Here is a 21584-nt window from a genome sequence, read left to right on the forward strand (position 1 = left end):
TTCGGAAGGGATTCCGCATGTACCCCGAACCCGCCCGCCCCGCGCCCGCCGAACGGGCCGTGACCGCCTACCAGCCCACCCCGATACCGCCCGCCACCGTCCACCCGGCGCCGGTCGTCCCCGTCCAGCCGACCACGGTCCCGGCGGTCGCGAGCATTGTCCTGCCCGACGGCCGGGTCGTCACCGGTTACGCCGTCGACCACCCGCAGCCCGCGCCCATCGTCGCCAAGCCGGCTGTTTCCCGCGCGGCGGTGAACGTCGCCCTCGGAAGCGTCGGGTTCCTCGCCGTGTGCGGCGGACTGCTGCTGCTCACCTCCTTCATCGCCGCGCTGACCGCGTTCATCACCCAGCTCATCACCCTCGCCGCCGTCATCTTCGGCGGCTGGATCGCCGTCCAGCTCTTCACCGGCACCGGTCACCGCGACGGCGGCACCACGGTGAACATCCATAAGGCCGTGTTCAAGCGGAATCACTTCCGCGGCTAGCTACGCCAAGGGCGGCCCCCTTCCGCCAAGAACCGGGGCCGCCCTTGTCCACCTGCCATCCAACTGACCTGGGGAGGTATCCCAGCATGACCCAACCCACCCCCCTTCCGCGAGCCTTACCGGCGGGAGCTCCCGCCGCGGGCGGGATGCGGTTCTACCTGACCACCCACAAGCGGCACTGGGTCAAGCTCACCGACGTGCCGCTGTTTTTGAAGTCCGAGCACTTCGCCGCCGCGGCCAAGCTGCACCCGGCGCGCGGCCGGTACGCGGTCGACTCCGGCGGCTTCTCGGAGCTCCAGCGTCACGGCCGCTGGACGCGCAGCCCGCGCCAGTACGTGGAGGACCTGCGGCGCATCTGGGAGCACGTCGGCCCCTACGACTGGGCCGCCGGTCAGGACTGGATGTGTGAGGACCTCATCGTCCACGGCGGCACGGCGGGCCCCCTCACGTTCGTCGGGACCAAATTGAGCGTGCCGGAGCACCAGCGGCGCACCGTGCACAACTTCCTCGACCTGCGCTCCCTCGCCCCCGCCCTGCGGATCATCCCCACCCTTCAGGGCCGCACCGTGGCGGAGTACCACGCGTGCGCGGACCTGTACGAGAGCTACGGCGTCGACCTGCGCCAGGAACCCACCGTCGGGCTGGGCTCCGTGTGCCGCCTGCAGTCCACCAAACAAGGGGCTGCGATCGTCACCGCGATGACCGCCCGCGGCTACCGGCTGCATGGCTTCGGGTTCAAGATTCTCGGTCTGGAACGGGTCGGGCATCTGCTCGCCTCCGCGGACTCCGCGGCCTGGAGCTACCACGCCCGCAAGCGGCCCGCGCTGCCCGGCCACCCGCACAAGAACTGCGCCAACTGCATCGACTACGCCCTGCGCTGGCGTACCCGCGTTCTGGCCGCCGTCCCCATCCACCGGCAGACGCTGCTCACCGACCGGAGCGCGGCATGAACCAGCCCACCATCACCCCCCGGCGTGCCTGTGCCCGACGGCCCCGCTTGCTGGATCTGTTCTGCTGCGCCGGCGGCGCGGCCATGGGCTATGCCCGCGCCGGTTTCGCCGTGGACGGCTGCGACATCGCCGACCGACCGAACTACCCCTTCCCCCGCCACCGGGGCGACGCGCTCGCCTACCTCGCCCACCTGATCACCACGGGTGAGATCCGCCGGTACGCGTTCGTGCACGCCTCCCCGCCGTGCCAGCACGGGTGCGCGCTGACCGTGGGCACGAACGCCTCGCAGGGCTGGGGCCGCGCGCACGTCGACCTCGTGGCCCCCACCCGTGAGCTGCTGGACGCCACCGGCCTGCCCTACGTCATCGAGCAGCCCAACGGCCGCGCGAAGATCCGCAAAGACCTCACCCTGTGCGGAGAGATGTTCGGCCTCGGAGTCATCCGGCACCGCAACTTCGAGGCCGGCGGCTGGACCATTGAGCAGCCCGCCCACAAGCCACACCGGGGCCGCGTGCGCGGCTACCGGCACGGCCGCTTCTACGACGGTCCGTACGTGGCCGCCTACGGCAACGGCGGTGGCAAGCCCAGCGTCCCGGAGCTGCAGGCTGCGATGGGCATCGACTGGACCGACGTGCGCGAGGAACTGACCGAGGCCATCCCCCCGGCTTACACCGAGTGGATCGGCGCCGCGTTCCTCGCCACGGCCACGCTGGGGGTGGCGGCATGATCCAGACACCCTCCCCCCAGCACACCGCGCTGAGCCTCGCCGCGTCCGGCGTGCCCGTGCTGCCCCTGCGCCGGGGCAAGGTCCCGTTCGGCAACTGCACGACGTGCGCGGACAACGCGTGCGGCGGCCGGCCGAACATGAAGACCCCGGGCCCATGTCGCTGCCCCGGCGTCTGCCACGCCTGGGCCGCCGCCACCGCCGACCCGGCCGTCATCGTCTCGCCCGCATGGGCGGCGGCGTGGCGACGGGCGGTGTGCGTCGGCTACCACCCCGGCGGTGCCAGCCTGACCGTGGTCGACCTGGACGACGCGGACGCCATCGCCTGGGCCTGCACCGCCTTGCCCGCCACGCGAACCGTGCCGACGACGCGCGGTCAGCACTGGATCTACCGGGGCGCCATGCGCTCCGTGAACGCGGTGCGCCCCGGCGTCGACATCAAGTCGACCATGTCCTACGCCCGCTATCTCGGTCCTGGCACCGGCCACATGGCCGACCTACCGGACGCCGTCCGTGCCCTGGCCGTGAAGGAACCCTCCCCGGCCCGGCCAGCGGCCGTCGCCGTTCCCGCGAGGGCCAGAGGCGGAGAGTGCCGGCACCGCGCGCCCGCCTACCTGGAGCGCGGCATCGCCATGGCGGAGCAGCGCATCACCGCGGCCCGCAGCGCGGTGCACGCAACCGTGTACCGGACGTTCCTGGCCGTGCTGTCCACGCACGGCCGGTGCGGGTGCCTCACCGACACCCACGTCGCCCGGTTGTTCACCGCCGCGCAGAGCAAGGGCGAGACGGCCCGTCACTGCGCGGACGCGTGGACCAACGCCCGCACCACGTTGGGACTGTGACCATGTCCGACGACGAGAAGACCCCTGCCCGCGAGATCATCACCGACTACGCGCAATCCCACTTCCGGTACTTCCGCACCGCCGACGGGACCGTGTACGCGCAGCGCAACGGCCACCCCGTGGCCCGCCCGATCCGCTCCCAGGGCACGACCGGAAGCCACCGGCAGGAACTCATGGTCGGACTGTTCAAGGACGGCATCGGCGTGTTCAACGGCACCGCCATGAAGGAAGCGCTCGACCTGATCGAGGCACTCGCGCTGACCGAGGACGTGCAGCCCGTGCACATCCGCGTCGCCCCCGGATACGACGGGGCCACATGGTTGGACCTGGGACGGGCCGACGGGCAGTCCGTGCGCATCCACCCCACCGGCTGGGACATCCGCACCCCGGACCCGCAGGAAGTCTGCTGGCGCCGCACCCAGCTCACGGGGGAGCTGCCCCTGCCGGTCAAGGACACCGACGGCAAGGGCATCGACCTGCTGATGCGGCTGTGCAACTTCGCCACCGCCGAGACCGAGTGCCTGGCCATCGCCTGGCTCATCGGCTGCCTGGGTCCGGACGTGCCTGTCCCGGCCCCGTTCCTCACCGGCCCGCAGGGCGCGGGCAAGTCCACCGGCGGGCGGATGCTCGTACGGATCATCGAGGGCATGACCGGCGACCTGCGTCGGGCCCCGAAGGATGAGGAGAACCTGATCACGGCGGTGGCGGCCGGATGGGTCACCGCCCTGGACAACCTCTCCCACATGACCCCGGAGCTGTCCGACGCGATGTGCTGCATCGTCACCGGCGCCGAGAACGTCAAGCGCGCCCTGTTCACCGACGGCGACGTCTTCCGCGTCGGCTACCGCCGCCCCCTGCTCCTGACCGGCATCGACGTCGGAGTGATCCGGCCCGACCTCGCCGAACGGCTCCTGCCGCTCCGTCTGGAACGCCCCCGCGTCCGACGCACCGAGGCGGAACTGTGGACCGACTTCGCCCAGGTGCTGCCCGTCATCCTCGGCTCGCTCCTGGACCTCACCGTGCAGGTGCGCGCCGCGGAGGCGGACATCCCGACCGACCTGCGCATGGCCGACTTCGCGCACCTGTGCGCGCAGCTCGACGCGGCCACCGGTCTGGGGGCGCTCGCCGCCTACCGGGCCAGCCTGGACGACCTCAACGACGACGTCATCGAGGGCGACCTGTTGGCGCAGACGGTGCTCAAGTACGCCGCCGACATCGAGCCAGGGGCGGAGCAGCGGATGACGTCGGCCGAATGGCTGCACTGCCTCACGGGCCTCTACACGGGCGAGGACTTCCGTCCCCTGCCCAAAGGGTGGCCGACCACCGGCAAGGTGCTCTCGGACCGCCTCAAGCGCCTTCAGCCCACCCTCGCGGCCCGGGGCGTCCTCATCGACTGGGGGCGCACCAAGACGTCCCGCTATATCGAGATCGCGCGGCCGGCCGCCGCGGCGCCCTCGCCGGAGCAGGAAGCGGCCTTCTGACCGCACGGCACCCCCGACCGCTCGCACAAGCAAGAGGAGCACCCGGCCACGCGTGCTCCTCTTGCAGGGCGGCGGCGCCGCCGCCCTGCAAAGGTCGCGCCGCGAAGCGGCTCCTTCTTCACTCTCTGAGCCGCGCACCACAACAGACACCACCCCCTCTTTGTCCGAAGTAGGGAGACCCTGCGTCACCTGCGTCACCCGCACCCCGAAAACGGCCGGTGACCTGCCGGAAGACGGGTGACGCAGACCGCCGATCCCTGCGTCACCCTGCGTCACCTGCGTCACCCGATGACGAAGGCCCGCGTCACCGGTGACGCACCCGCACAGTCCTGCGTCACCGCAAAACCGCAGTTCAGAGCGGTGAATGACGCAGATGACGCAGGTGACGCAGAAATCCGCACCTCGGACAGATGCGGGCCACCTCGCCCCCGAGAGTTCGCCCCTCTCCGTCAATCCTGAGAAGGAGTCTTTGCCTTGGCTGCTCCCAAGATGCTCAAGCTCCCCGAAGTCCTCGAAGAGATCGGCATGAGCCGCGCCGCCTTCTACCGCATGCGCGCCCGTGGGCAGGCACCGCGACTCGTGAAGCTGCCCAACGGTCACCTGCGGGTGCGCCGCAACGACCTGGACGACTGGCTCAGCCGTCTGGACTCCCCCGCCTACTGATCGCATCGACTCACCGACACGAACCAAGGGGCCCGGCGCATGCCGAGCCCCTTTCGCAGGAAGGTCCCGATGGGGAAGACGTACGACGTTCGGATCTGGTCCGTCCGGCAGCGGAAGGACCGTGGACAGTCCTCCGCGGAATTGCGCTGGAAGACGGGCGACACCCCGCACTCCCAGACGTTCCGCACCAAGACACTGGCGGAGGGCCGGCGTGCTCAGTTGCTGCGGGCGGCGCACGACGGCGAGCCGTTCGACGAGGCCACCGGGGTGCCGCTCTCCGAGCTGCGGCAGCGCAACGACGTGAGCTGGTACCAGCACGCCCGCGAGTACATCGAGATGAAGTGGCAGCACTCCCCCGGCTCGACACGCCGGACGCTCGCGGAAGCGATGGCCACCGTCACGCCCGCTCTCGTCAAGGACACCAAGGGCATGGCCGACGCCAAGACGGTACGGACCGCCCTCTACAGCTGGGCGTTCAACGTGAGCCGCCGCGACCTGGAACCGCCGGACGAGGTGGCCACCGTGCTGGCGTGGTTCGAGCGGAAGTCCCTGCCCACGTCCTCGTTGGCCGACCGGATGCGCGTGCGCGCCGCTCTGGACGCCTTGACCAAGAAACTGGACGGCGCCACGGCGTCCGCGTCGACCATCCGTCGGAAGCGGGCCATCTTCCACAACGCGCTCGGCTACGCCGTCGACGCCGGCCGTCTGACGGACAACCCCCTGCCGCAGGTTCAGTGGAAGGCTCCGGAGCAGGTGGCCGAGGAACTGGACCCCGCGTCGGTGCCCGACCCCCGGCAGGCGCTCGCGCTGCTCGATGCCGTGCGGACACAGAGCGCCCGTGGGCGCCGCCTGGTCGCGTTCTTCGGGTGCATGTACTACGCGGCGGCACGGCCGGCGGAAGTCATCGGCCTGCGCCTGCAAGACTGCGACCTTCCCCGCCGAGGGTGGGGAACTCTGCGGCTCCGGGAGACCCGTCCGCGGTCGGGGTCGGCCTGGACGGACAGCGGCGAAGCGCACGACCGGCGGGGCCTGAAACACCGGCCCCGGAAAGCGGTCCGTACCGTGCCGATCCCGCCCGACCTCGTGAACCTGCTGCGGTGGCACATCACGGCGTACGGCGTCGCGCCGGACGGGCGACTGTTCCGCACGCAGCGCGGCGGGCTCATCCAGGACACCGGATACGGCGAGGTATGGGCGGAAGCTCGCGCACGTGCCCTCACGCCCGCTCAGTGCGCGTCATCGTTGGCCAAGCGGCCATATGATCTACGTCACGCCGCTGTGTCCACGTGGCTCAGTTCCGGCGTGGAGCCGCAGGAAGTGGCGGCTCGCGCCGGCCACAGCGTGGCCGTGCTGTTCCGGGTGTACGCGAAGTGCCTGGACGGCGGCGCCGCCACGGCGAACGCCCGGATCGAGCGGGCGCTGAAGAACGGCAGCTAGGACGGCCGGAAGCTGCCCCACGCCTGCCCCACACGGACTGGTCAGCACCCGAATCAGGGTGAGACACACTGGGAAAAAGCACCCATAACGATCAGGTCGGGCCCGTCAACGCCGAAAGGATCTGCGATCAGCATTGCTGCTGGTCACAGACCCTTTCGGTCTTGTGGCGGCGCCAGGATTCGAACCTGGGAAGGCTGAGCCGGCAGATTTACAGTCTGCTCCCTTTGGCCGCTCGGGCACACCGCCGGGTTTGCTGCCGTCGAACCGCCTTTCGGCTGTGCTCCCTGGCAACGACGTAAACAATACCCGATGGACAGGGGTGCTTCGCCACCTGATTGATCGCCATCCGGGGGCCGGAGGGTGACTAGGCTTGTCCGGATGCGGCCCGGGACCGGTTCCGGGCTCGGTGGCCGCCCCACGTACGCCGGTACGCATCCGGTGCGCAGCCCGATACGCACCCTGATACAAGGAGCCACAGGACATGGCCGACTCCAGTTTCGACATCGTCTCGAAGGTCGAGCGGCAGGAGGTCGACAACGCCCTCAACCAGACCGCCAAGGAGATCTCGCAGCGCTACGACTTCAAGGGCGTGGGCGCCTCGATCTCGTGGTCCGGGGAGAAGATCCTCATGGAGGCGAACTCCGAGGACCGGGTGAAGGCCGTCCTCGACGTCTTCCAGTCCAAGCTGATCAAGCGCGGTATCTCCCTGAAGGCCCTGGACGCGGGCGAGCCCCAGCTCTCGGGCAAGGAGTACAAGATCTTCGCGTCGATCCAGGAGGGCATCTCCCAGGAGAACGCGAAGAAGGTGGCGAAGATCATCCGCGATGAGGGCCCGAAGGGCGTGAAGGCCCAGGTGCAGGGCGACGAGCTGCGGGTCAGCTCCAAGAGCCGTGACGACCTGCAGGCCGTCATCGCCCTGCTGAAGGGCAAGGACTTCGACTTCGCCCTGCAGTTCGTGAACTACCGGTAAGGACGGCCGGGCCGAGGGCCGGTGGCGTCCGCGCGCCGCACGGGCACGGGGAAGGGCGGGCGCCTCCGTGGTGCTCGCCCTTCCCGCTGCCGTTCGCCCTTCCCGTACCCCCGCCGTTCGTCCCGTCTTGACGCACAGGTCACCTGGTGTACGGACGGCGGTTTCACCGATCAGTAGGGTGCGGCCTCATGACAACGCACTCCGGTTCCGGACTCCGCCGCACGCTCGGTGTCGGCGACGCCGTGGTCATCGGCCTCGGCTCGATGGTGGGAGCCGGCATCTTCGCCGCGTTGGCGCCCGCCGCGCGGGCGGCCGGTTCCGGGCTGCTCCTCGGGCTCGCGGTCGCCGCCGTGGTCGCCTACTGCAACGCCACGTCGTCGGCCCGTCTCGCCGCCCTGTACCCGGCCTCGGGCGGCACCTACGTGTACGGGCGCGAGCGGCTCGGGGAGTTCTGGGGGTACCTCGCGGGCTGGGCGTTCGTGGTCGGCAAGACGGCCTCCTGTGCGGCGATGGCGCTCACCGTGGGCGCGTACGTCTGGCCGGGGCAGGCGCACGCCGTGGCGGTCGCCGCCGTCGTGGCGCTGACCGCGGTGAACTACGGCGGTCTGCAGAAGTCCGCGTGGCTGACGCGGGCGATCGTGGCCGTGGTCCTGGCCGTCCTCGCTTCCGTGGTGGTCGTGTCCCTGACGTCCGGGGAGGCCGATGCGGGGCGCCTGGGCATCGAGGTCCCGGACGGTGCCGGCGGGGTGCTCCAGGCGGCCGGTCTGCTGTTCTTCGCCTTCGCCGGGTACGCCCGGATCGCCACCCTCGGTGAGGAGGTGCGGGATCCGGCCCGCACGATCCCCCGCGCGATCCCGCTGGCCCTGGGCATCGCGCTGGCCGTGTACGCGGCTGTGGCCGTGGCGGTCCTTTCCGTGCTGGGGGCGAAGGGGCTGGGCGAGGCCACCGCGCCGCTCGCCGACGCGGTGCGGGCCGCCGGGGTTCCCGGACTGGCGCCCGTGGTGCGGGTGGGTGCGGCGGTGGCCGCGCTGGGTTCGCTGCTCGCCCTGATCCTGGGTGTCTCCCGGACCACGCTGGCCATGGCCCGGGACCGGCATCTTCCGGGTGGCCTGGCCGCCGTGCATCCGCGGTTCCAGGTGCCGCACCGGGCGGAGCTGGCCGTGGGCGCGGTGGTCGCCGTACTGGCCGCCACGCTGGATGTGCGGGGCGCGATCGGCTTCTCCTCCTTCGGTGTGCTGACGTATTACGCGGTGGCCAACGCGTCCGCCTGGACGCTCCGTCCGGGGCCGGCGGCGCGGGTGGTACCGGCGGTCGGACTCGCCGGGTGCGTGGTGCTGGCGTTCTCGCTGCCGGGGCTTTCGGTGGCGGTCGGCGCGGGCGTGCTGCTGGTGGGTGTGCTGGCCTACGGGGTGCGGCGGTCGAGGGCCGCCCGGTAGCCGTGCCGGGGGGCCGGATGCCCGCGCCGGGGCGGGCGGGGGCGTCGTGGCTCGCCCCGTCCGGCGACGCCGGTCCGCGTCGCTCAGGACGCCGGTGCCGGCCTCGCGGGTACGCGGACGTCGGTCCACGGGACCAGGACCACGCCCTCGCCCTCCTCCTCGTACCAGCCCGTGCCCTCGACCCAGGAGCGCAGCCAGTCCGAGAGGCTCGGGGCGTCGACGTACCACGCGAGGGCCGGGTCGCCAGGGTTGGGCTCGAAGAGGACGACGGTGGCCTGGGGGGAGCGGCAGTCCACACAGGCGTACATCCCGCAGCCCCAGTGGGATATCGGCAGTACGCCCTCGGGCCACGGCCAGTCGGGGTCCTCGCGGACGCTCTCGCGGTTGGCGAGGTACTGGACCACGGCGGCGGGTTCGTCGGAGGGCGGGCTGTCCAGGAGGGGCAGCAGACCGTACTCGGGGCCGAAGCCGCCGTCCGCTATCCGCAGGTAGAGATCGGCGAGCAGGGGCGGCAGCTCAAAACCCAGGGCGGCCTCGGCCCGGGCCAGTGCGGCCGCGTCGATGGGCTCGGGCAAGGACGGCCGGCCCCACGGGCGGACGGTGCGGGCCTTGGCCGCCACCAGTGTCAGCAACTGCTCGTGCTCGGTCATGCGTTCATCATGCGGGCCGCCACTGACAGTCGGGCGTGCCTGTGGACAACCCCCGGGTTGTGGACAACCCCCGGGTTGTGGACGACGCGCGGGGCCGTGGCGTGCCCGACGGGTCCGTCCCGGGTCCTGTCAGCGCGCGGTGAACGGCTGGTCCGTCCGCACGATCTCGCGGCCCATCGGGAGCAGGGAGACGGGGATCAGCTTGAAGTTCGCGATGCCGAGCGGGATTCCGATGATGGTCACGCACAGGGCGATGCCGGTGACGATGTGGCCGATCGCCAGCCACCAGCCCGCGAGGACCAGCCACAGCACGTTGCCGAGGAAGGAGGCGGCGCCGGCGTCACGGCGCTCGACCGCTGTGTACCCGAAGGGCCACAGGGCGTAGAGGCCGATGCGGAAGGCCGCGATGCCGAAGGGGATACCGATGATCGTGATGCACAGCAGCACGCCCGCGAGCAGGTAGCCGAGGAACAGCCAGAAGCCGCTGAGGACGAGCCATATGACGTTCAGGATGGTCTTCACGGGAGGTGACCTGCCATCTTCTCGAGTCGGGCGATGCGTTCCGCCATCGGCGGGTGGGTGGAGAACATCTTCGACAGCCCCTGTCCCGGTCGGAAGGGGTTCGCGATCATCATGTGGCTGGCCGTCTCGATGCGGGGCTCGGGGGGCAGCGGGAGCTGCTTGGTGCCCCGTTCCAGTTTGCGCAGGGCGCTCGCGAGGGCGAGCGGGTCGCCGGTGAGCCGGGCTCCGGAGGTGTCCGCCTCGTACTCCCGGGAGCGGCTGATGGCCAGTCGGATGAGGGACGCGGCGAGCGGGCCGAGGATCATGATCAGCAGCATGCCGAGGAGGCCGGGGCCGTCGTCGTCGTCGGAGCGGCCGATCGGGATGAGCCAGGCGAAGTTGACCAGGAACATGATCACGGAGGCGAGGGCGCCGGCGACCGAGGAGATCAGGATGTCGCGGTTGTAGACGTGGCTGAGCTCGTGGCCGATGACGCCGCGCAGCTCGCGTTCGTCCAGCAGGCGCAGGATGCCATCGGTGCAGCACACGGCGGCGTTGCGCGGGTTGCGGCCGGTGGCGAAGGCGTTGGGCGCCTCCGTCGGGGAGATGTACAGGCGGGGCATGGGCTGGCGGGCCTGGGTGGAGAGCTCGCGGACCATGCGGTACAGCCCCGGGGCCTCGAACTCGCTCACCGGGCGGGCGCGCATCGCGCGCAGGGCCAGCTTGTCGCTGTTCCAGTACGCGTACGCGTTGGTGCCGAGGGCGACCAGGACGGCGACGACGAGCCCGCTCCGGCCGAAGAAACTGCCGATGACGATGATGAGTGCGGACAGTCCCCCGAGGAGGACCGCGGTCCTGAGCCCGTTGTGCCGGCGGTGCACGGTACGCCCTCCAAGTCGTGCGGCAGGGGGACCCTTGCGCTTGCTGATCTTCCTTCTGACCTGCGCTGCCACTGGTGTCGTGGGGTCACGTCCAGTGGACCCTCCCGTATCGGTCAACGCCAGGCGAGGGGCACTAGTTCCCTTGTGCGGGCGGTGGCGCGTGTCAACCGTCCGGGTGACGGCCGGACCGGACGGCACGCGCGCGTGGGGACTCGGGTGCCCTGCACGCGCGTGCCGGATGCGGTCCGGCCGTCAGAACAGTCCGGTGTCGGTGAAGCGGAGGACCAGTTGCGGTGCGCCGGACAGGGCGATGCCCAGGACGCCGGTCAGGGCGAGGGCGGCGGTGAGGGGGGCGGGGAGGCGGTGTTCCACCGGTTCGCCCTCGGGGGCGCGGAACAGCAGGGCCGTCCACTGGAGGTAGTAGACCAGCGCGATGACGACGTTGACGGCCATGACGACGGCGAGCCAGCCGAGTCCGGCGTCGACGGCCGCGGAGAAGACGGTGACCTTGGCGAAGAGGCCGATGACGCCCGGCGGGAGTCCGGCGAGGCAGAGCAGGAAGAAGCCCATCAGGAGCGCGGTGAGCGGGCTGGAGGCGTACAGGCCGCGGTAGTCGGCGACGCGGTTGAGGCGGTGGGCGCGGCCCACGAGGGCGGCCACGGCGAAGGCGCCGAGGTTCACGGCGCCGTACATGAGCGCGTAGGCGAGGGTGGAGCCGATCGACTTCTCGGGGTCGTCGGAGTGCGCGGCGGCGGCGATCGGGACGAGGAGGTAGCCGGCCTGGCCGACGGAGGACCAGGCGAGCAGGCGTACCGCGCTGTGCGCGCGCGTGGCCTGCTGTCGGAGGGCTCCGACGTTGCCGACGGTCATGGTGAGGGCGGCCAGCACGGCGAGGGCCGGGCCCCAGACGTCGGCGTACGACGGGAGGGCGACGACCGTGACGAGGATCAGGCCGGAGAAGCCGACGGCCTTGCCGATGACGGACAGGTAGGCGGCGATCGGCAGGGGGGCACCCACGTAGGTCTCGGGCACCCAGAAGTGGAAGGGGACGGCGGCGGTCTTGAAGGCGAAGCCGACGAGGGTGAGGACGACGCCGGTCTGGGCGAGGGTGTGGAGCTGTCCGTCGACGCCCTGGATGCGCTCGGCGATCCGGGTGAGGTGGAGGGTGCCGGTGGCCGCGTAGAGGAAGCTGACGCCCATCAGGCTGACCGCGGTGGCGGTGACGGAGGACAGGAAGAACTTCAGGGCCGCTTCGGAGGACCTGCGGTCGCCCTGGCGGAGGCCGACCAGGGCGAAGGCGGGCAGGGAGGTGACCTCCAGGGCGACGATGAGGGTCGCGAGGTCGCGGGAGGCGGGCAGGAGGGCGGCGCCGGCCGCGGAGGAGAGGAACAGGAACCAGTACTCCCCCTCGGGGAGCCGTTTGCCGGCGTCCTTCAGGGCGGTGACGGACAGCAGGGCGGCCAGGAGGGCGCCGCCGAGCACCAGGAACTGGATGACGAGGGTGAAGCGGTCGGCGGTGTAGCTGCACACGCCGGTGTCGCCGACCAGGCAGAAGGTGCTGCGGTCGGCGTCGAGGAGGGGCAGCAGCATGAGCGTGGCGGCGGCGAGTCCGGCCACCGAGAGCCAGCCGAGCAGCGGTTTCCTGGTCTCGCCGACGAACAGGTCGGCCACGAGGACGACGAGCCCGACGACCGCCGCGATGGTGGGCGGCGCGACGGCCAGCCAGTCGACGGACTGGACGAGGGAGCTCATCGGGTGCCTCCTGCGAGGAGCTGCTGCACGGCCGGGTCGGTGAGCCCGAGGAGGGCCCGGGGCCACAGCCCGGCGACGACGGTGAGGACGACGAGCGGGGTCCAGGCCGCGAACTCGTAGCCGCGCACGTCGGTGAGTTCCGGGGCGTCCTGCGGTACGGCGCCCATGCAGACCCGGCGGACCACGACCAGCAGGTAGGCGGCGGTCAGCAGGGTGCCGAACGCGCCGATCGCCATGAAGGTGAGGAAGGCGGGGCGACTGAGACCCTCGGCGGGGTCGAACGCGCCGAACAGCGCGAGCATCTCGCCCCAGAATCCGGCCAGGCCGGGCAGGCCGAGGGAGGCGACGGCGCCGAAGGCGAGCAGCCCGCCGAGGCGGGGGGCCCTGCCGTAGAGGGCGGCGCCGGTCTCCCGGGCGAGGGCATCGAGGTCGGTGCTGCCGGTGCGCTCCTTGAGGCCGCCGACCAGGAAGAAGAGCAGGCCGGTGATGAGGCCGTGGGCGATGTTGGCGAACAGGGCGCCGTTGACGCCGGTCGGGGTCATGGTCGCGATGCCGAGGAGGACGAAGCCCATGTGGCCGACGGAGGAGTAGGCGATGAGACGCTTGAGGTCGCCTTTCGCGCCCCGTCTGGCGAGGGCCAGGCAGGCGAGGGACCCGTAGATGATGCCGACGACGGCGAAGGCGGCGAGGTAGGGCGCGAAGGTGCGGAATCCGTCCGGTGCGGCGGGGAGCAGGATGCGGACGAACCCGTACGTGCCCATCTTCAGCAGGACGCCGGCCAGCAGCACCGAGCCGACGGTCGGCGCGGCGGTGTGGGCGTCGGGCAGCCAGCTGTGCAGCGGCCACATCGGTGTCTTGACCGCGAGCCCGACGCCGATCGCCAGAACGGCGATGACCTGCACGGATGTGGTCAGTGACCGGCCGTTGTCAGTGGCGAGTGCCACCATGTCGAACGTGCCCGCCTCGATTCCGATCAGGAGCAGGCCGAGCAGCATGACCACGGAGCCGAGCAGCGTGTAGAGGATGAACCTCCAGGCGGCCTCGGCCCGGCCCTCGCCGCCCCAGCGGGCGATGAGGAAGTACATCGGGATGAGGACCGTCTCGAAGGCGAGGAAGAACAGGACCAGGTCGAGGACGGCGAAGGTCGCGAGGGTGCCGGCCTCGAGGACGAGCAGCAGGGCGACGAAGGCCTTCGGGGAGGGGCCCGCGGGCGGCTTGAAGTACGCGTGGAGCGCGCTGAGGAAGGTCAGCAGCGCGGTCAGGACCAGGAGGGGGAGGGAGATGCCGTCGGTGCCGAGGTGGATCCGCACGTCGAGTGCGGGGATCCAGCTGATGTCGGTCGTGGCCTGCATCTTCGACGGCTGGTCGTGGTCGAAGCCCAGCGCGAGGACGATCGCCGCGACGAGGACCGCGCCGGTGACGGTCACACCGTGGCGGAGCACGGCCTGCTCGGGTGACTTCCCCTTCAGTCCGGGCGGGGCCGGCAGGAGGGCGGCGGCGGCGCCGAGGAGCGGGCCGACGACGAGGAACGCCAGAAGGAACTGCATCACGGACTCGTTGATATCGATCACGCCTGCTCACGCTCCCGTGGCGACGAGGACGGCGGCGACCGCGAGGACGACGGTGCCGGCGAGCAGCACGCTCACATAGGTCTGCAGATTGCCGGTCTGGGCCCGCCGTACGGCGGCGCCGACCCAGCGGGGCAGGGTTCCCGCGCCGCGTACGTAGGTCTCGACGACCTCGCGGTCGAGGAACCGGACGAGGCTCGCGCCGGCCCGGACCGGGCGGACGAAGAGGGCCGTGTACACGGCGTCGAGGTGGAAGCCGGCGGCCGCGTGGCGGTGCAGGGGGCCGAGCAGCAGCCGCCCGGGGTCCGACGGGTCGGGCGCGTACGCGATGTCTCCGTAGGCGGGCTCGTGGCCGGCGATGGCCTCCGCCTCGACCTGCCCGGCGCCGCCCTCGGGGTGGGCGGCGACGGCGCCGAGGGGGATGCGGGCGGCGTACGCGGTGGTGTGCCGCCAGGAGGCGTAGGTGACGATGCCGCCGACCAGGGCCACGCCCGTGCCGAGCACGGAGGTGGTGAGGGTCGGGGTCAGGTCGTGGCCGTCGAACCAGTCGGGCAGGACGCGGAACGCGAAGCCGCCGAGCGCCAGGGACGGGACGGCGAGCACCCACAGCACCGCGGTCATCGTCAGCGGCTGCCTGCCGTGGTCGGGGGCCTCGGTGCCGTGGCCGCGGAAGGCGAGCAGCCACAGGCGTGTCGCGTACGCCGCGGTGAGCAGGGCGGTGAGCAGGCCGGCGAGGAGGACGATCCAGCCCGCCGCGGCGGGGGCGTGCTCGGTGTGACCGGTGACGACGTGCTCGGCGACCCCGAGGACGGCCTCCTTGGAGAAGAAGCCGCTGAACGGCGGGATCGCGGCGAGCGCGAGCAGCGCCACGGTCATCGTCCAGTAGGCGTCGGGGACGCGGTCGCGCAGGTGGCTCATGCGGGACATGGCGGCCAGTGAGTTGGTGCCGGCGGCGTGGATGATCACACCGCCGGCGAGGAACAGCAGCGCCTTGAAGGCGCCGTGCGACAGGAGGTGGAAGACGGCGGCCCCGCGGTCGGCGACGGCGAGGGCGCCGGTCATGTAGCCGAGCTGGCCGATCGTCGAGTAGGCGAGGACGCGTTTGATGTCGTCCTGGGCGAGCGCGGCGAGCGCGGAGCCGGCCATGGTCACGGCGGCCATGACGGCGAGGACGACCATCGCGGCCTGCGAGGCCTCGAAGAGCGGGAGGAGACGCGCGATGAAGTAGACACCGGCGGCGACCATCGTCGCGGCGTGGATCAGCGCGGAGACGGGCGTCGGGCCCGCCATCGCGTCGGGGAGCCAGGTGTGCAGCGGGAACTGCGCCGACTTGCCGGCCACGCCCGCCAGGAGCAGCAGGGCGATCGGCGTGGGGTGTTCGATGCCGCCGCTCGCGACGGCGCCGAGGATCCGGGTGATGCGGAAGGACCCGGCGTCGGTGGCGAGGGCGAACAGGCCGATGAGGAACGGGACGTCGCCGAGCTTGGTGACCAGGAAGGCCTTGAGAGAGGCGGCGCGGGCCTCGGGGGTCTCCCAGTAGTGGCCGACGAGGAAGTAGGAGCAGATGCCCATGATTTCCCAGCCGACCAGCAGCACCATCAGGTCGCCGGAGTAGACGACCAGGAGCATCGCGGAGGTGAACAGCGAGACGAGGGCGGCGTAGGAGGGGTAACGCGGGTCGTCGCGCAGGTAGCCCGTCGAGTAGATCTGCACGCAGCCGGCGACGACGGTGACCAGGACGGCGGTCAGCGCGGCGAAGCCGTCGATGTGCAGGGCGAGTTCGATGGGGACCGAGCCGGTGGGGGTGAGCTCGGTGGCGGCGTCGACGGCCCCGTCGCCGCCCTGTCGCGCGGCGACCAGGGCGGCGAGCACGAGCGAGACGAGCGTCGGCAGGACGGCGAGCGGGCGGACGAATCCGGGGGCCGTGCGGCCCAGGAGCAGCCCGGCGATCGCACCGAGGAACGGAAGGAGGGGGACGAGGACGGCGAGGGTGGTGGTGGTCACGCGGTGGCCTCGGCCTTCTCGGCGGCCGCCTTGGTCGCGGAGGCGTCGCTGTCGGATACGCCGGCGTCGGGGCCGTCGGACTCACGGCCCTCGGCGGTGTCGCGGAGCTTGTCGATGTCCGAGGTGCCGCGGTTGCGGTACACGGCGAGGACGATCGCCAGGCCGATGCCGATCTCGGCGGCGGCGATGGCGATGGTGAAGAGGGTCAGGGCCTGGCCGGAGTGCAGCGTCTCCTCGGCGGTCCGGCTGAGCCAGACGTCGAAGGCGACCAGGTTCAGGTTGACGGCGTTGAGCATCAGCTCGACCGACATCAGGACCAGGATCGCGTTGCGGCGGGCGAGGACGCCGTACAGCCCGGTGCAGAACAGGAGGGCGGACAGCACGGCGGGATAGGCGAGGTGCATCAGCGGGTCCCTTCCGTGTCGCGCCCGGCATCCGTCGTTCCGGATGCGCTCGGGCCGGATGCGCTCGGGCCGGTGGCCGTCGCTCCCCCGGCCGCGGTGCCGGCCTTCGCCTTGCGGGACAGGACGATCGCACCGACGAGGGCGGCGAGGAGGAGGACGGAGAGGGCCTCGAAGGGGAGGACCCAGTGCTGGAAGAGGCTCGCGCCGGTCACGTCGGTGGAACCGGCGGGCGCGCCCTCCAGGTCGATCCAGGTAGTGCGGAAGGCGTCGACGACGACCCAGACCAGGGTGGCCGCGGCGGCGACCGCCACGGCGAGGGCGACCCAGCGGTTGCCGGAGTCGGCGTCCGGGGAGCGGCCGATGGGGGCCCGGGTGAGCATCAGGCCGAACAGGAGGAGCACGACGACGGAACCGACGTAGATGAGGACCTGCACCCAGGCGATGAACTCGGCGGTGAGCAGGAGGTACTCGACGGCGAGGCCGCCGAGGGCCACCACCAGCCACAGGGCGGCGTGCACCAGCTGCCTCGTGGTGACGGTGACGACGGCGGCGCCGAAGGTGACCAGGCCGACGAGGAGGAAGACGACCTCCACGCCGGTCGGGGAGAGGAAGCCGCGGGACTCGGCCGCCAGGTTCACGGTGCCGGTCGCGAGACTGCCGACGGTCGCTGCGGGGGTCATTCCCGGCCCTCCTGCCGTGGCTGGTCCGTCTGCTGCTTCGACTCGCCCGCCGGGCGGGTGGGGGACTCGGCGGCGCGGGCCTGTTCGTCGGCGTGCGGCTCGGTGCCGACCGGGGGCGGGGCCGCCTCCGTGGTCCGGGCGGCGGCCAGCTTCTCGGCGGTCTTGCGGGCGGCGGCGAGCTCCTTCGGCTCCTCGGCTCCGGGGTCGAGGGCGGGCGGGGCCGGGACCGTCCACATCCACTCGCGCAACTTGTCGCGCTCGTGGGTGAGGTCGCGGATGTCGGTCTCGGCGTACTCGAACTCGGGGGACCAGAACAGGGCGTCGAAAGGACACACCTCGATGCAGATGCCGCAGTACATGCACAGGGAGAAGTCGATGGCGAAGCGGTCGAGGACGTTGCGGCTGCGCTCGCGTCCGCCGGGGGTCGCCGCCGGGACCGTCTCCTTGTGGGAGTCGATGTAGATGCACCAGTCCGGGCACTCGCGGGCGCACAGCATGCAGACCGTGCAGTTCTCCTCGAACAGGCCGATCACCCCGCGGGTGCGGGGCGGCAGGTCGGGCTGGGTGTCCGGATACGGAGCGGTGACGGACTTCCTCGTCATCGTCCGCAGGGTGACGGCCAGGCCCTTGGCCAGGCCGGAGCCGGGGATGGGGGCCATCAGAGGAACACCACCTTGACGATGCCGGTGAGGGCGATCTGGGCGAGGGCGAGGGGGACGAGGAGGGTCCAGGAGAGCTTCTGCAGCTGGTCCTCGCGCAGGCGGGGGTAGGTGACGCGGAGCCAGATGACGACGAAGGCGAGGATCGCGGTCTTCAGCAGGGTCCAGACCCAGCCGAGTCCGTCGGCGCCCCAGGGGCCGTGCCAGCCGCCCAGGAAGAGGACGGTGGTCAGGCCGCACAGGACGATGATCCCGGCGTACTCGGCGAGGAGGAAGAGGGCGAAACGCAGACCGGTGTACTCGGTGTACGCACCGAAGATGATCTCCGAGTCGGCGACGGGCATGTCGAACGGCGGGCGCTGGAGCTCGGCGAGGCCGGCGACGAAGAAGACGAGCGCGCCGGTGATCTGCCAGGGCAGCCACCACCACTCGAAGGCGTCGAGGATGCCGACGAGCGAGACGGTGCCGGCCGCCATCGCCACCGAGGCGGCGGTGAGCAGCATCGGCAGTTCGTAGGCGAGGAGCTGCGCGGCGGTGCGCAGGCCGCCGAGGAGGGAGAACTTGTTGGCGGAGGCCCAGCCGGCCATGAGCGAGCCGAGAACGCCCACGCCCATGACCGCGAGCACGAAGAACACGCCCGCGTCCAGCACCTGGCCGACCGCGCCCTCGCCCGGACCGATCGGAACGGCGAGCAGGACGAGGAGGTACGGCAGGAGGGCGACGGCCGGGGCGAGCTGGAAGACACGGCGGTCCGCACCCGCCGGGACCACGTCCTCCTTCTGCGCGAACTTCACCCCGTCGGCGATGAGCTGGGCCCAGCCGTGGAAGCCACCGGCGTACATGGGGCCGAGGCGGCCCTGCATGTGGGCCATCACCTTGTGCTCGGTCTGGCCCACGATCAGGGGAAAGGTGAGGAAGACGACGAAGACGACCAGGAGTCGCAGGGCGACGTCGAGCACGTCGTTCACCGCGGGCCTCCTGAGGGGTCGTCTGAAGGGTCGTCCGAGGGGTCGTCTGAGGGTTCGTCGGGGGCGGGGGCATGGGGGTCCCCGGGGGCACTGGGGCTGCCGGGGGTTTCGCGCTCCTCCGGGGCCGGCTCCGGCTCGGAGGGCGGGGACTCGGAGCCGTCCGTGGTCTCCGGGCCGGTGTTCGGGGGTGCGTCCGGGGCCGTGGTTCCCCGTGCGGTCCCGGGGGCCGGTGCGCGCTCGGCCCCGGATGCCGTTCCCCGTCCGGCCTCGGGGGTCGTTCCGGGCTCGGTCTCGCGGGGCGGTTCGGGCGCGGCCCCGGTGCCGTCTCCGGCCTCGGGTCGGCCGAAGGCCGGGCGGGCGTGGTGCCAGGGGGCGTCCGGGCTGCGCGGCGCGGCGGAGGGCTTCTCCGGCCGGTCCTCGGCGGACCCTGGAGCGGGGGCGCCGTCCGCCGGCTCGGTGCCGCCCTGCGGCGCCGTCCGGCCCGACGCGGCCCGCTGACTCGCGGACCCCTCGGACGCGCTGCGCGCCCGGCGGGGTCCCCCGGCGGCACGGGTTCCGGCGCGCTGGGACGCCGACCCCTCGCTCGCGCTCCGGGCACGCCGCGCGGGAGGCGCGGTGGGCTCCCGCGGACGGGTCGGCTCCGTGGCGGCACCGGTGTCCGCGGCCGGTGCCTCGGGACGCGTCCCGGCGGCCCGGCCCGCCGCTCCCCCGGCGGCCTGGCTCGCCGAGCCCTCCGCCGCCGTGCGCATGCGGCGTACCGGACGGTCGCCCGCCGTGCGAGCCGGGGCCGGACGTTCTCCGGCCGCCCGTCCCGCACCCGCGGCCGCCCGGCCGGCGCCTCGGGCCGGACGGGCCGGGGCGGGCGGGAGCTGGCCCTTCAACGGGCCCCACTCGTTGGGGTCGGGGACGCCGGGGGGCAGCATCTGGCGGCGCTTGGGGCCACCGTGCTCGGACTCCCCGGGTTCCTTGGCGCCGGGCCAGGCCTTGGCGACACGGGCGGCGAGGACGAAGTCCTTGCGCAGCGGGTGCCCCTCGAAACCGTCCGGCAGGAGGAGGTGCTCCAGGGCGGGGTGGCCCGTGAAGTCGATGCCGAACATCTCGTACGTCTCGCGTTCGTGCCAGGCGGCGCCCGCGTAGACGCCCACGGCGGAGGGCAGCGTCGGCGCCTCGTGCGGGACCGTGGTGCGCAGCAGCAGCCGTCGCACCGGCGACAGGGCCGCGAGGTGCGCCGCGACGCGGAATCCCGTGTCCGGTTCGTCGACCGCGCTCAGCCAGTCGAAGAACGTGCAGCCGATGCGGTCGCGCGCGGTCTCCAGGGCGGAGATCCAGGAGGCGGGGGGCACGTCGACGGTCAGGACGCCGTACGACTCCTCCGCCGTGGCGTCCGCGCCGAACAGTTCCCCGGCGTCGGCGGGGAGCCAGCCGACCGCGGTCATCGCTCCTCCCCCGTGCCCGGAGCTCCGCCACCGGACCCACCGGATTCCCCGGACCCACCGGCCGCCGGCGGCTTGACCAGTCCGCTCTGCAGCGCCGCCGCCGACGGGCGTCCCGCGCCGGGAGCGGCCTCGGGGCCGGTTCCGTACCGCTCCCCCAGCGACTCCCGCGCGATCTTCTCCTGGAGTTTGAGGATCCCCTGGAGCAGCGCCTCGGGCCGGGGCGGGCAGCCCGGGACGTAGACGTCGACCGGGATGATCTGGTCCACGCCCTTGGTGACGGAGTAGGAGTCCCAGTACGGGCCGCCGCAGTTGCTGCACGCGCCGAAGGAGATGACGTACTTCGGCTCGGGCATCTGCTCGTACAGACGCTTCACCGCGGGTGCCATCTTGTCCGTGACCGTTCCGGAGACGACCATCAGGTCGGCCTGGCGCGGCCCCGGTGCGAAGGGGATGACGCCGAGGCGGATGAAGTCGTGGCGGGCCATCGACGCGGCGATGAACTCGATCGCGCAGCAGGCGAGGCCGAAGTTGAAGACCCACAGCGAGTAGCGGCGGCCCCAGTTGAGGACCACCTTCATCGGCTCGGGCGCGAGGCGCGCGAGGGTGCCGAGCCGCTTCGGCTCGGGCAACAGAACAGGCTCGGGGGTCACGTCCATGTCAGGACGCCCTTCTTGTATGCGTACAGCAGGCCCACGGCGAGGAAGCCGAGGAAGATGAACATCTCCACGAGGGTGGTCGCGCCGTAGCCGTCGGCGGCGAAGACGGTCGCCCAGGGGAAGAGGAAGATCGAGTCGACGGCGAAGATCACGTAGAGGAAGGCGTAGACGTAGTAGCGGACCTGGGTGTGGGCCCAGCCCTCGCCGACGGGGTCGACCCCGCACTCGTACGTCAGGAGCTTCTCGGGGGTGGGGACCACGGGGCGCAGCAGGCGTCCGGCCCCGAAGGCGACGGCGACGAACAGCACGCCGACGACGGCCAGCAGCCCGACGACCGAGTAGGACTGGAAGTAGTCCGCCGCGACGACGGTTGTATCGACGACGGTCGGTTCCCGCACGTCCGCCCCTCACTCCCTGGCTGGTGCCCCTGGTCCGT

The 21584-nt window shown here is 71.9% G+C and carries 22 protein-coding genes and 1 tRNA gene; 9 read left to right on the top strand and 14 right to left on the bottom strand.

From position 1 onward, the window contains the following. Window positions 1-17 precede the first annotated feature (17 nt). The 7 genes from FHS37_RS08300 to FHS37_RS08330 all read left to right on the top strand — a co-directional run bounded on the left by FHS37_RS08300 (window position 18) and on the right by FHS37_RS08330 (window position 6583). On the top strand, window positions 18-485 hold the full coding sequence (locus FHS37_RS08300) for a hypothetical protein (RefSeq protein ID WP_184818569.1): 468 nt from the start codon (window positions 18-20) through the stop codon (window positions 483-485). A gap of 86 nt (window positions 486-571) precedes the next feature. Next, window positions 572-1435, top strand: a complete 864-nt coding sequence (locus FHS37_RS08305; RefSeq protein WP_229889781.1) for a deazapurine DNA modification protein DpdA family protein — start codon at window positions 572-574, stop codon at window positions 1433-1435. Beyond that, window positions 1432-2163 (top strand): DNA cytosine methyltransferase, encoded by a 732-nt coding sequence (locus tag FHS37_RS08310; protein ID WP_184818571.1) that lies wholly within the window; start codon window positions 1432-1434, stop codon window positions 2161-2163. The genes FHS37_RS08305 and FHS37_RS08310 overlap by 4 nt, the downstream gene beginning before the upstream one ends. Further along, a complete protein-coding gene (locus FHS37_RS08315) occupies window positions 2160-3002 on the top strand; it encodes a bifunctional DNA primase/polymerase (protein WP_184818573.1) in 843 nt (280 codons plus the stop codon). The genes FHS37_RS08310 and FHS37_RS08315 overlap by 4 nt, the downstream gene beginning before the upstream one ends. 2 nt (window positions 3003-3004) lie before the next feature. Continuing rightward, window positions 3005-4483 carry an AICE element replication initiation protein gene (locus tag FHS37_RS08320; protein WP_184818834.1) on the top strand — a complete coding sequence of 493 codons (1479 nt, stop codon included), beginning with the start codon at window positions 3005-3007 and terminating at the stop codon, window positions 4481-4483. A 474-nt stretch (window positions 4484-4957) separates the two neighbouring features. Beyond that, complete coding sequence (locus tag FHS37_RS08325) at window positions 4958-5146, top strand: helix-turn-helix transcriptional regulator (RefSeq protein WP_184818575.1); 189 nt, start codon at window positions 4958-4960, stop codon at window positions 5144-5146. Window positions 5147-5215: 69 nt separating this feature from the next. Beyond that, window positions 5216-6583: a tyrosine-type recombinase/integrase gene (locus tag FHS37_RS08330; protein WP_184818577.1), complete on the top strand. Its 1368-nt coding sequence runs from the start codon at window positions 5216-5218 to the stop codon at window positions 6581-6583. A 164-nt stretch (window positions 6584-6747) separates the two neighbouring features. On the opposite strand, the gene FHS37_RS08335 is transcribed toward FHS37_RS08330, so the two are convergent. Then, window positions 6748-6829: transfer RNA gene (locus tag FHS37_RS08335), tRNA-Tyr, on the bottom strand. A 235-nt stretch (window positions 6830-7064) separates the two neighbouring features. On the opposite strand from FHS37_RS08335, the gene FHS37_RS08340 reads away from it, so the two are divergent. Then, the gene (locus tag FHS37_RS08340) at window positions 7065-7553 is read left to right on the top strand and encodes a YajQ family cyclic di-GMP-binding protein (protein ID WP_159535251.1); all 489 of its coding nucleotides are present in this window, start codon (window positions 7065-7067) and stop codon (window positions 7551-7553) included. Between the two features lie 188 nt (window positions 7554-7741). Beyond that, window positions 7742-8989: an APC family permease gene (locus FHS37_RS08345; protein WP_184818579.1), complete on the top strand. Its 1248-nt coding sequence runs from the start codon at window positions 7742-7744 to the stop codon at window positions 8987-8989. A gap of 83 nt (window positions 8990-9072) precedes the next feature. Here FHS37_RS08345 and FHS37_RS08350 read toward each other — a convergent pair whose 3' ends face one another. The 13 genes from FHS37_RS08350 to FHS37_RS08410 form a co-directional block, all read right to left on the bottom strand. Further along, entirely contained in the window at window positions 9073-9639 is a 567-nt protein-coding gene (locus FHS37_RS08350; protein ID WP_184818581.1) for an SMI1/KNR4 family protein, read from the bottom strand. A gap of 129 nt (window positions 9640-9768) precedes the next feature. Further along, on the bottom strand, window positions 9769-10161 hold the full coding sequence (locus FHS37_RS08355; protein ID WP_184818583.1) for a YccF domain-containing protein: 393 nt from the start codon (window positions 10159-10161) through the stop codon (window positions 9769-9771). Beyond that, complete coding sequence (gene htpX, locus FHS37_RS08360; protein ID WP_184818585.1) at window positions 10158-11021, bottom strand: zinc metalloprotease HtpX; 864 nt, start codon at window positions 11019-11021, stop codon at window positions 10158-10160. Before htpX ends, FHS37_RS08355 begins: the two co-directional genes overlap by 4 nt. A 252-nt stretch (window positions 11022-11273) precedes the next feature. Next, window positions 11274-12773, bottom strand: a complete 1500-nt coding sequence (locus tag FHS37_RS08365) for an NADH-quinone oxidoreductase subunit N (protein ID WP_184818587.1) — start codon at window positions 12771-12773, stop codon at window positions 11274-11276. Beyond that, the gene (locus FHS37_RS08370) at window positions 12770-14344 is read right to left on the bottom strand and encodes a complex I subunit 4 family protein (RefSeq protein WP_184818589.1); all 1575 of its coding nucleotides are present in this window, start codon (window positions 14342-14344) and stop codon (window positions 12770-12772) included. Before FHS37_RS08370 ends, FHS37_RS08365 begins: the two co-directional genes overlap by 4 nt. Before the next feature lie 6 nt (window positions 14345-14350). After that, window positions 14351-16345, bottom strand: a complete 1995-nt coding sequence (locus FHS37_RS08375) for an NADH-quinone oxidoreductase subunit 5 family protein (protein ID WP_184818591.1) — start codon at window positions 16343-16345, stop codon at window positions 14351-14353. Next, complete coding sequence (gene nuoK, locus FHS37_RS08380) at window positions 16342-16749, bottom strand: NADH-quinone oxidoreductase subunit NuoK (RefSeq protein ID WP_184818593.1); 408 nt, start codon at window positions 16747-16749, stop codon at window positions 16342-16344. The genes FHS37_RS08375 and nuoK overlap by 4 nt, the downstream gene beginning before the upstream one ends. Continuing rightward, a complete protein-coding gene (locus FHS37_RS08385; protein WP_184818595.1) occupies window positions 16749-17429 on the bottom strand; it encodes an NADH-quinone oxidoreductase subunit J family protein in 681 nt (226 codons plus the stop codon). The genes nuoK and FHS37_RS08385 overlap by 1 nt, the downstream gene beginning before the upstream one ends. Further along, window positions 17426-18088 (bottom strand): NuoI/complex I 23 kDa subunit family protein, encoded by a 663-nt coding sequence (locus tag FHS37_RS08390; RefSeq protein ID WP_184818597.1) that lies wholly within the window; start codon window positions 18086-18088, stop codon window positions 17426-17428. The genes FHS37_RS08385 and FHS37_RS08390 overlap by 4 nt, the downstream gene beginning before the upstream one ends. Beyond that, window positions 18088-19056 (bottom strand): complex I subunit 1/NuoH family protein, encoded by a 969-nt coding sequence (locus tag FHS37_RS08395; protein WP_184818599.1) that lies wholly within the window; start codon window positions 19054-19056, stop codon window positions 18088-18090. Before FHS37_RS08395 ends, FHS37_RS08390 begins: the two co-directional genes overlap by 1 nt. Then, on the bottom strand, window positions 19053-20492 hold the full coding sequence (locus FHS37_RS08400) for an NADH-quinone oxidoreductase subunit C (RefSeq protein WP_184818601.1): 1440 nt from the start codon (window positions 20490-20492) through the stop codon (window positions 19053-19055). The genes FHS37_RS08395 and FHS37_RS08400 overlap by 4 nt, the downstream gene beginning before the upstream one ends. Beyond that, window positions 20489-21148 (bottom strand): NADH-quinone oxidoreductase subunit B, encoded by a 660-nt coding sequence (locus FHS37_RS08405; protein ID WP_184818604.1) that lies wholly within the window; start codon window positions 21146-21148, stop codon window positions 20489-20491. The genes FHS37_RS08400 and FHS37_RS08405 overlap by 4 nt, the downstream gene beginning before the upstream one ends. Continuing rightward, window positions 21139-21546 carry an NADH-quinone oxidoreductase subunit A gene (locus FHS37_RS08410; RefSeq protein ID WP_184818606.1) on the bottom strand — a complete coding sequence of 136 codons (408 nt, stop codon included), beginning with the start codon at window positions 21544-21546 and terminating at the stop codon, window positions 21139-21141. Before FHS37_RS08410 ends, FHS37_RS08405 begins: the two co-directional genes overlap by 10 nt. Window positions 21547-21584: the final 38 nt, after the last annotated feature.

The sequence above is a fragment of the Streptomyces griseomycini genome, from assembly GCF_014203535.1.
In the GTDB taxonomy this organism is placed as follows: domain Bacteria; phylum Actinomycetota; class Actinomycetes; order Streptomycetales; family Streptomycetaceae; genus Streptomyces; species Streptomyces griseomycini.

Excerpts from the sequence above, each read along its gene's own strand:
- FHS37_RS08365 (WP_184818587.1), bottom strand. The coding sequence starts at position 12,773 with ATGAGCTCCCTCGTCCAGTCCGTCGACTGGCTGGCCGTCGCGCCGCCC.
- FHS37_RS08385 (WP_184818595.1), bottom strand. The coding sequence starts at position 17,429 with ATGACCCCCGCAGCGACCGTCGGCAGTCTCGCGACCGGCACCGTGAAC.
- FHS37_RS08330 (WP_184818577.1), top strand. The coding sequence starts at position 5,216 with ATGGGGAAGACGTACGACGTTCGGATCTGGTCCGTCCGGCAGCGGAAG.
- FHS37_RS08310 (WP_184818571.1), top strand. The coding sequence starts at position 1,432 with ATGAACCAGCCCACCATCACCCCCCGGCGTGCCTGTGCCCGACGGCCC.
- FHS37_RS08320 (WP_184818834.1), top strand. The coding sequence starts at position 3,005 with ATGTCCGACGACGAGAAGACCCCTGCCCGCGAGATCATCACCGACTAC.
- FHS37_RS08345 (WP_184818579.1), top strand. The coding sequence starts at position 7,742 with ATGACAACGCACTCCGGTTCCGGACTCCGCCGCACGCTCGGTGTCGGC.
- nuoK (WP_184818593.1), bottom strand. The coding sequence starts at position 16,749 with ATGCACCTCGCCTATCCCGCCGTGCTGTCCGCCCTCCTGTTCTGCACC.
- FHS37_RS08350 (WP_184818581.1), bottom strand. The coding sequence starts at position 9,639 with ATGACCGAGCACGAGCAGTTGCTGACACTGGTGGCGGCCAAGGCCCGC.
- FHS37_RS08390 (WP_184818597.1), bottom strand. The coding sequence starts at position 18,088 with ATGGCCCCCATCCCCGGCTCCGGCCTGGCCAAGGGCCTGGCCGTCACC.
- FHS37_RS08405 (WP_184818604.1), bottom strand. The coding sequence starts at position 21,148 with ATGGACGTGACCCCCGAGCCTGTTCTGTTGCCCGAGCCGAAGCGGCTC.
- FHS37_RS08300 (WP_184818569.1), top strand. The coding sequence starts at position 18 with ATGTACCCCGAACCCGCCCGCCCCGCGCCCGCCGAACGGGCCGTGACC.
- FHS37_RS08315 (WP_184818573.1), top strand. The coding sequence starts at position 2,160 with ATGATCCAGACACCCTCCCCCCAGCACACCGCGCTGAGCCTCGCCGCG.
- FHS37_RS08340 (WP_159535251.1), top strand. The coding sequence starts at position 7,065 with ATGGCCGACTCCAGTTTCGACATCGTCTCGAAGGTCGAGCGGCAGGAG.
- FHS37_RS08305 (WP_229889781.1), top strand. The coding sequence starts at position 572 with ATGACCCAACCCACCCCCCTTCCGCGAGCCTTACCGGCGGGAGCTCCC.
- FHS37_RS08400 (WP_184818601.1), bottom strand. The coding sequence starts at position 20,492 with ATGACCGCGGTCGGCTGGCTCCCCGCCGACGCCGGGGAACTGTTCGGC.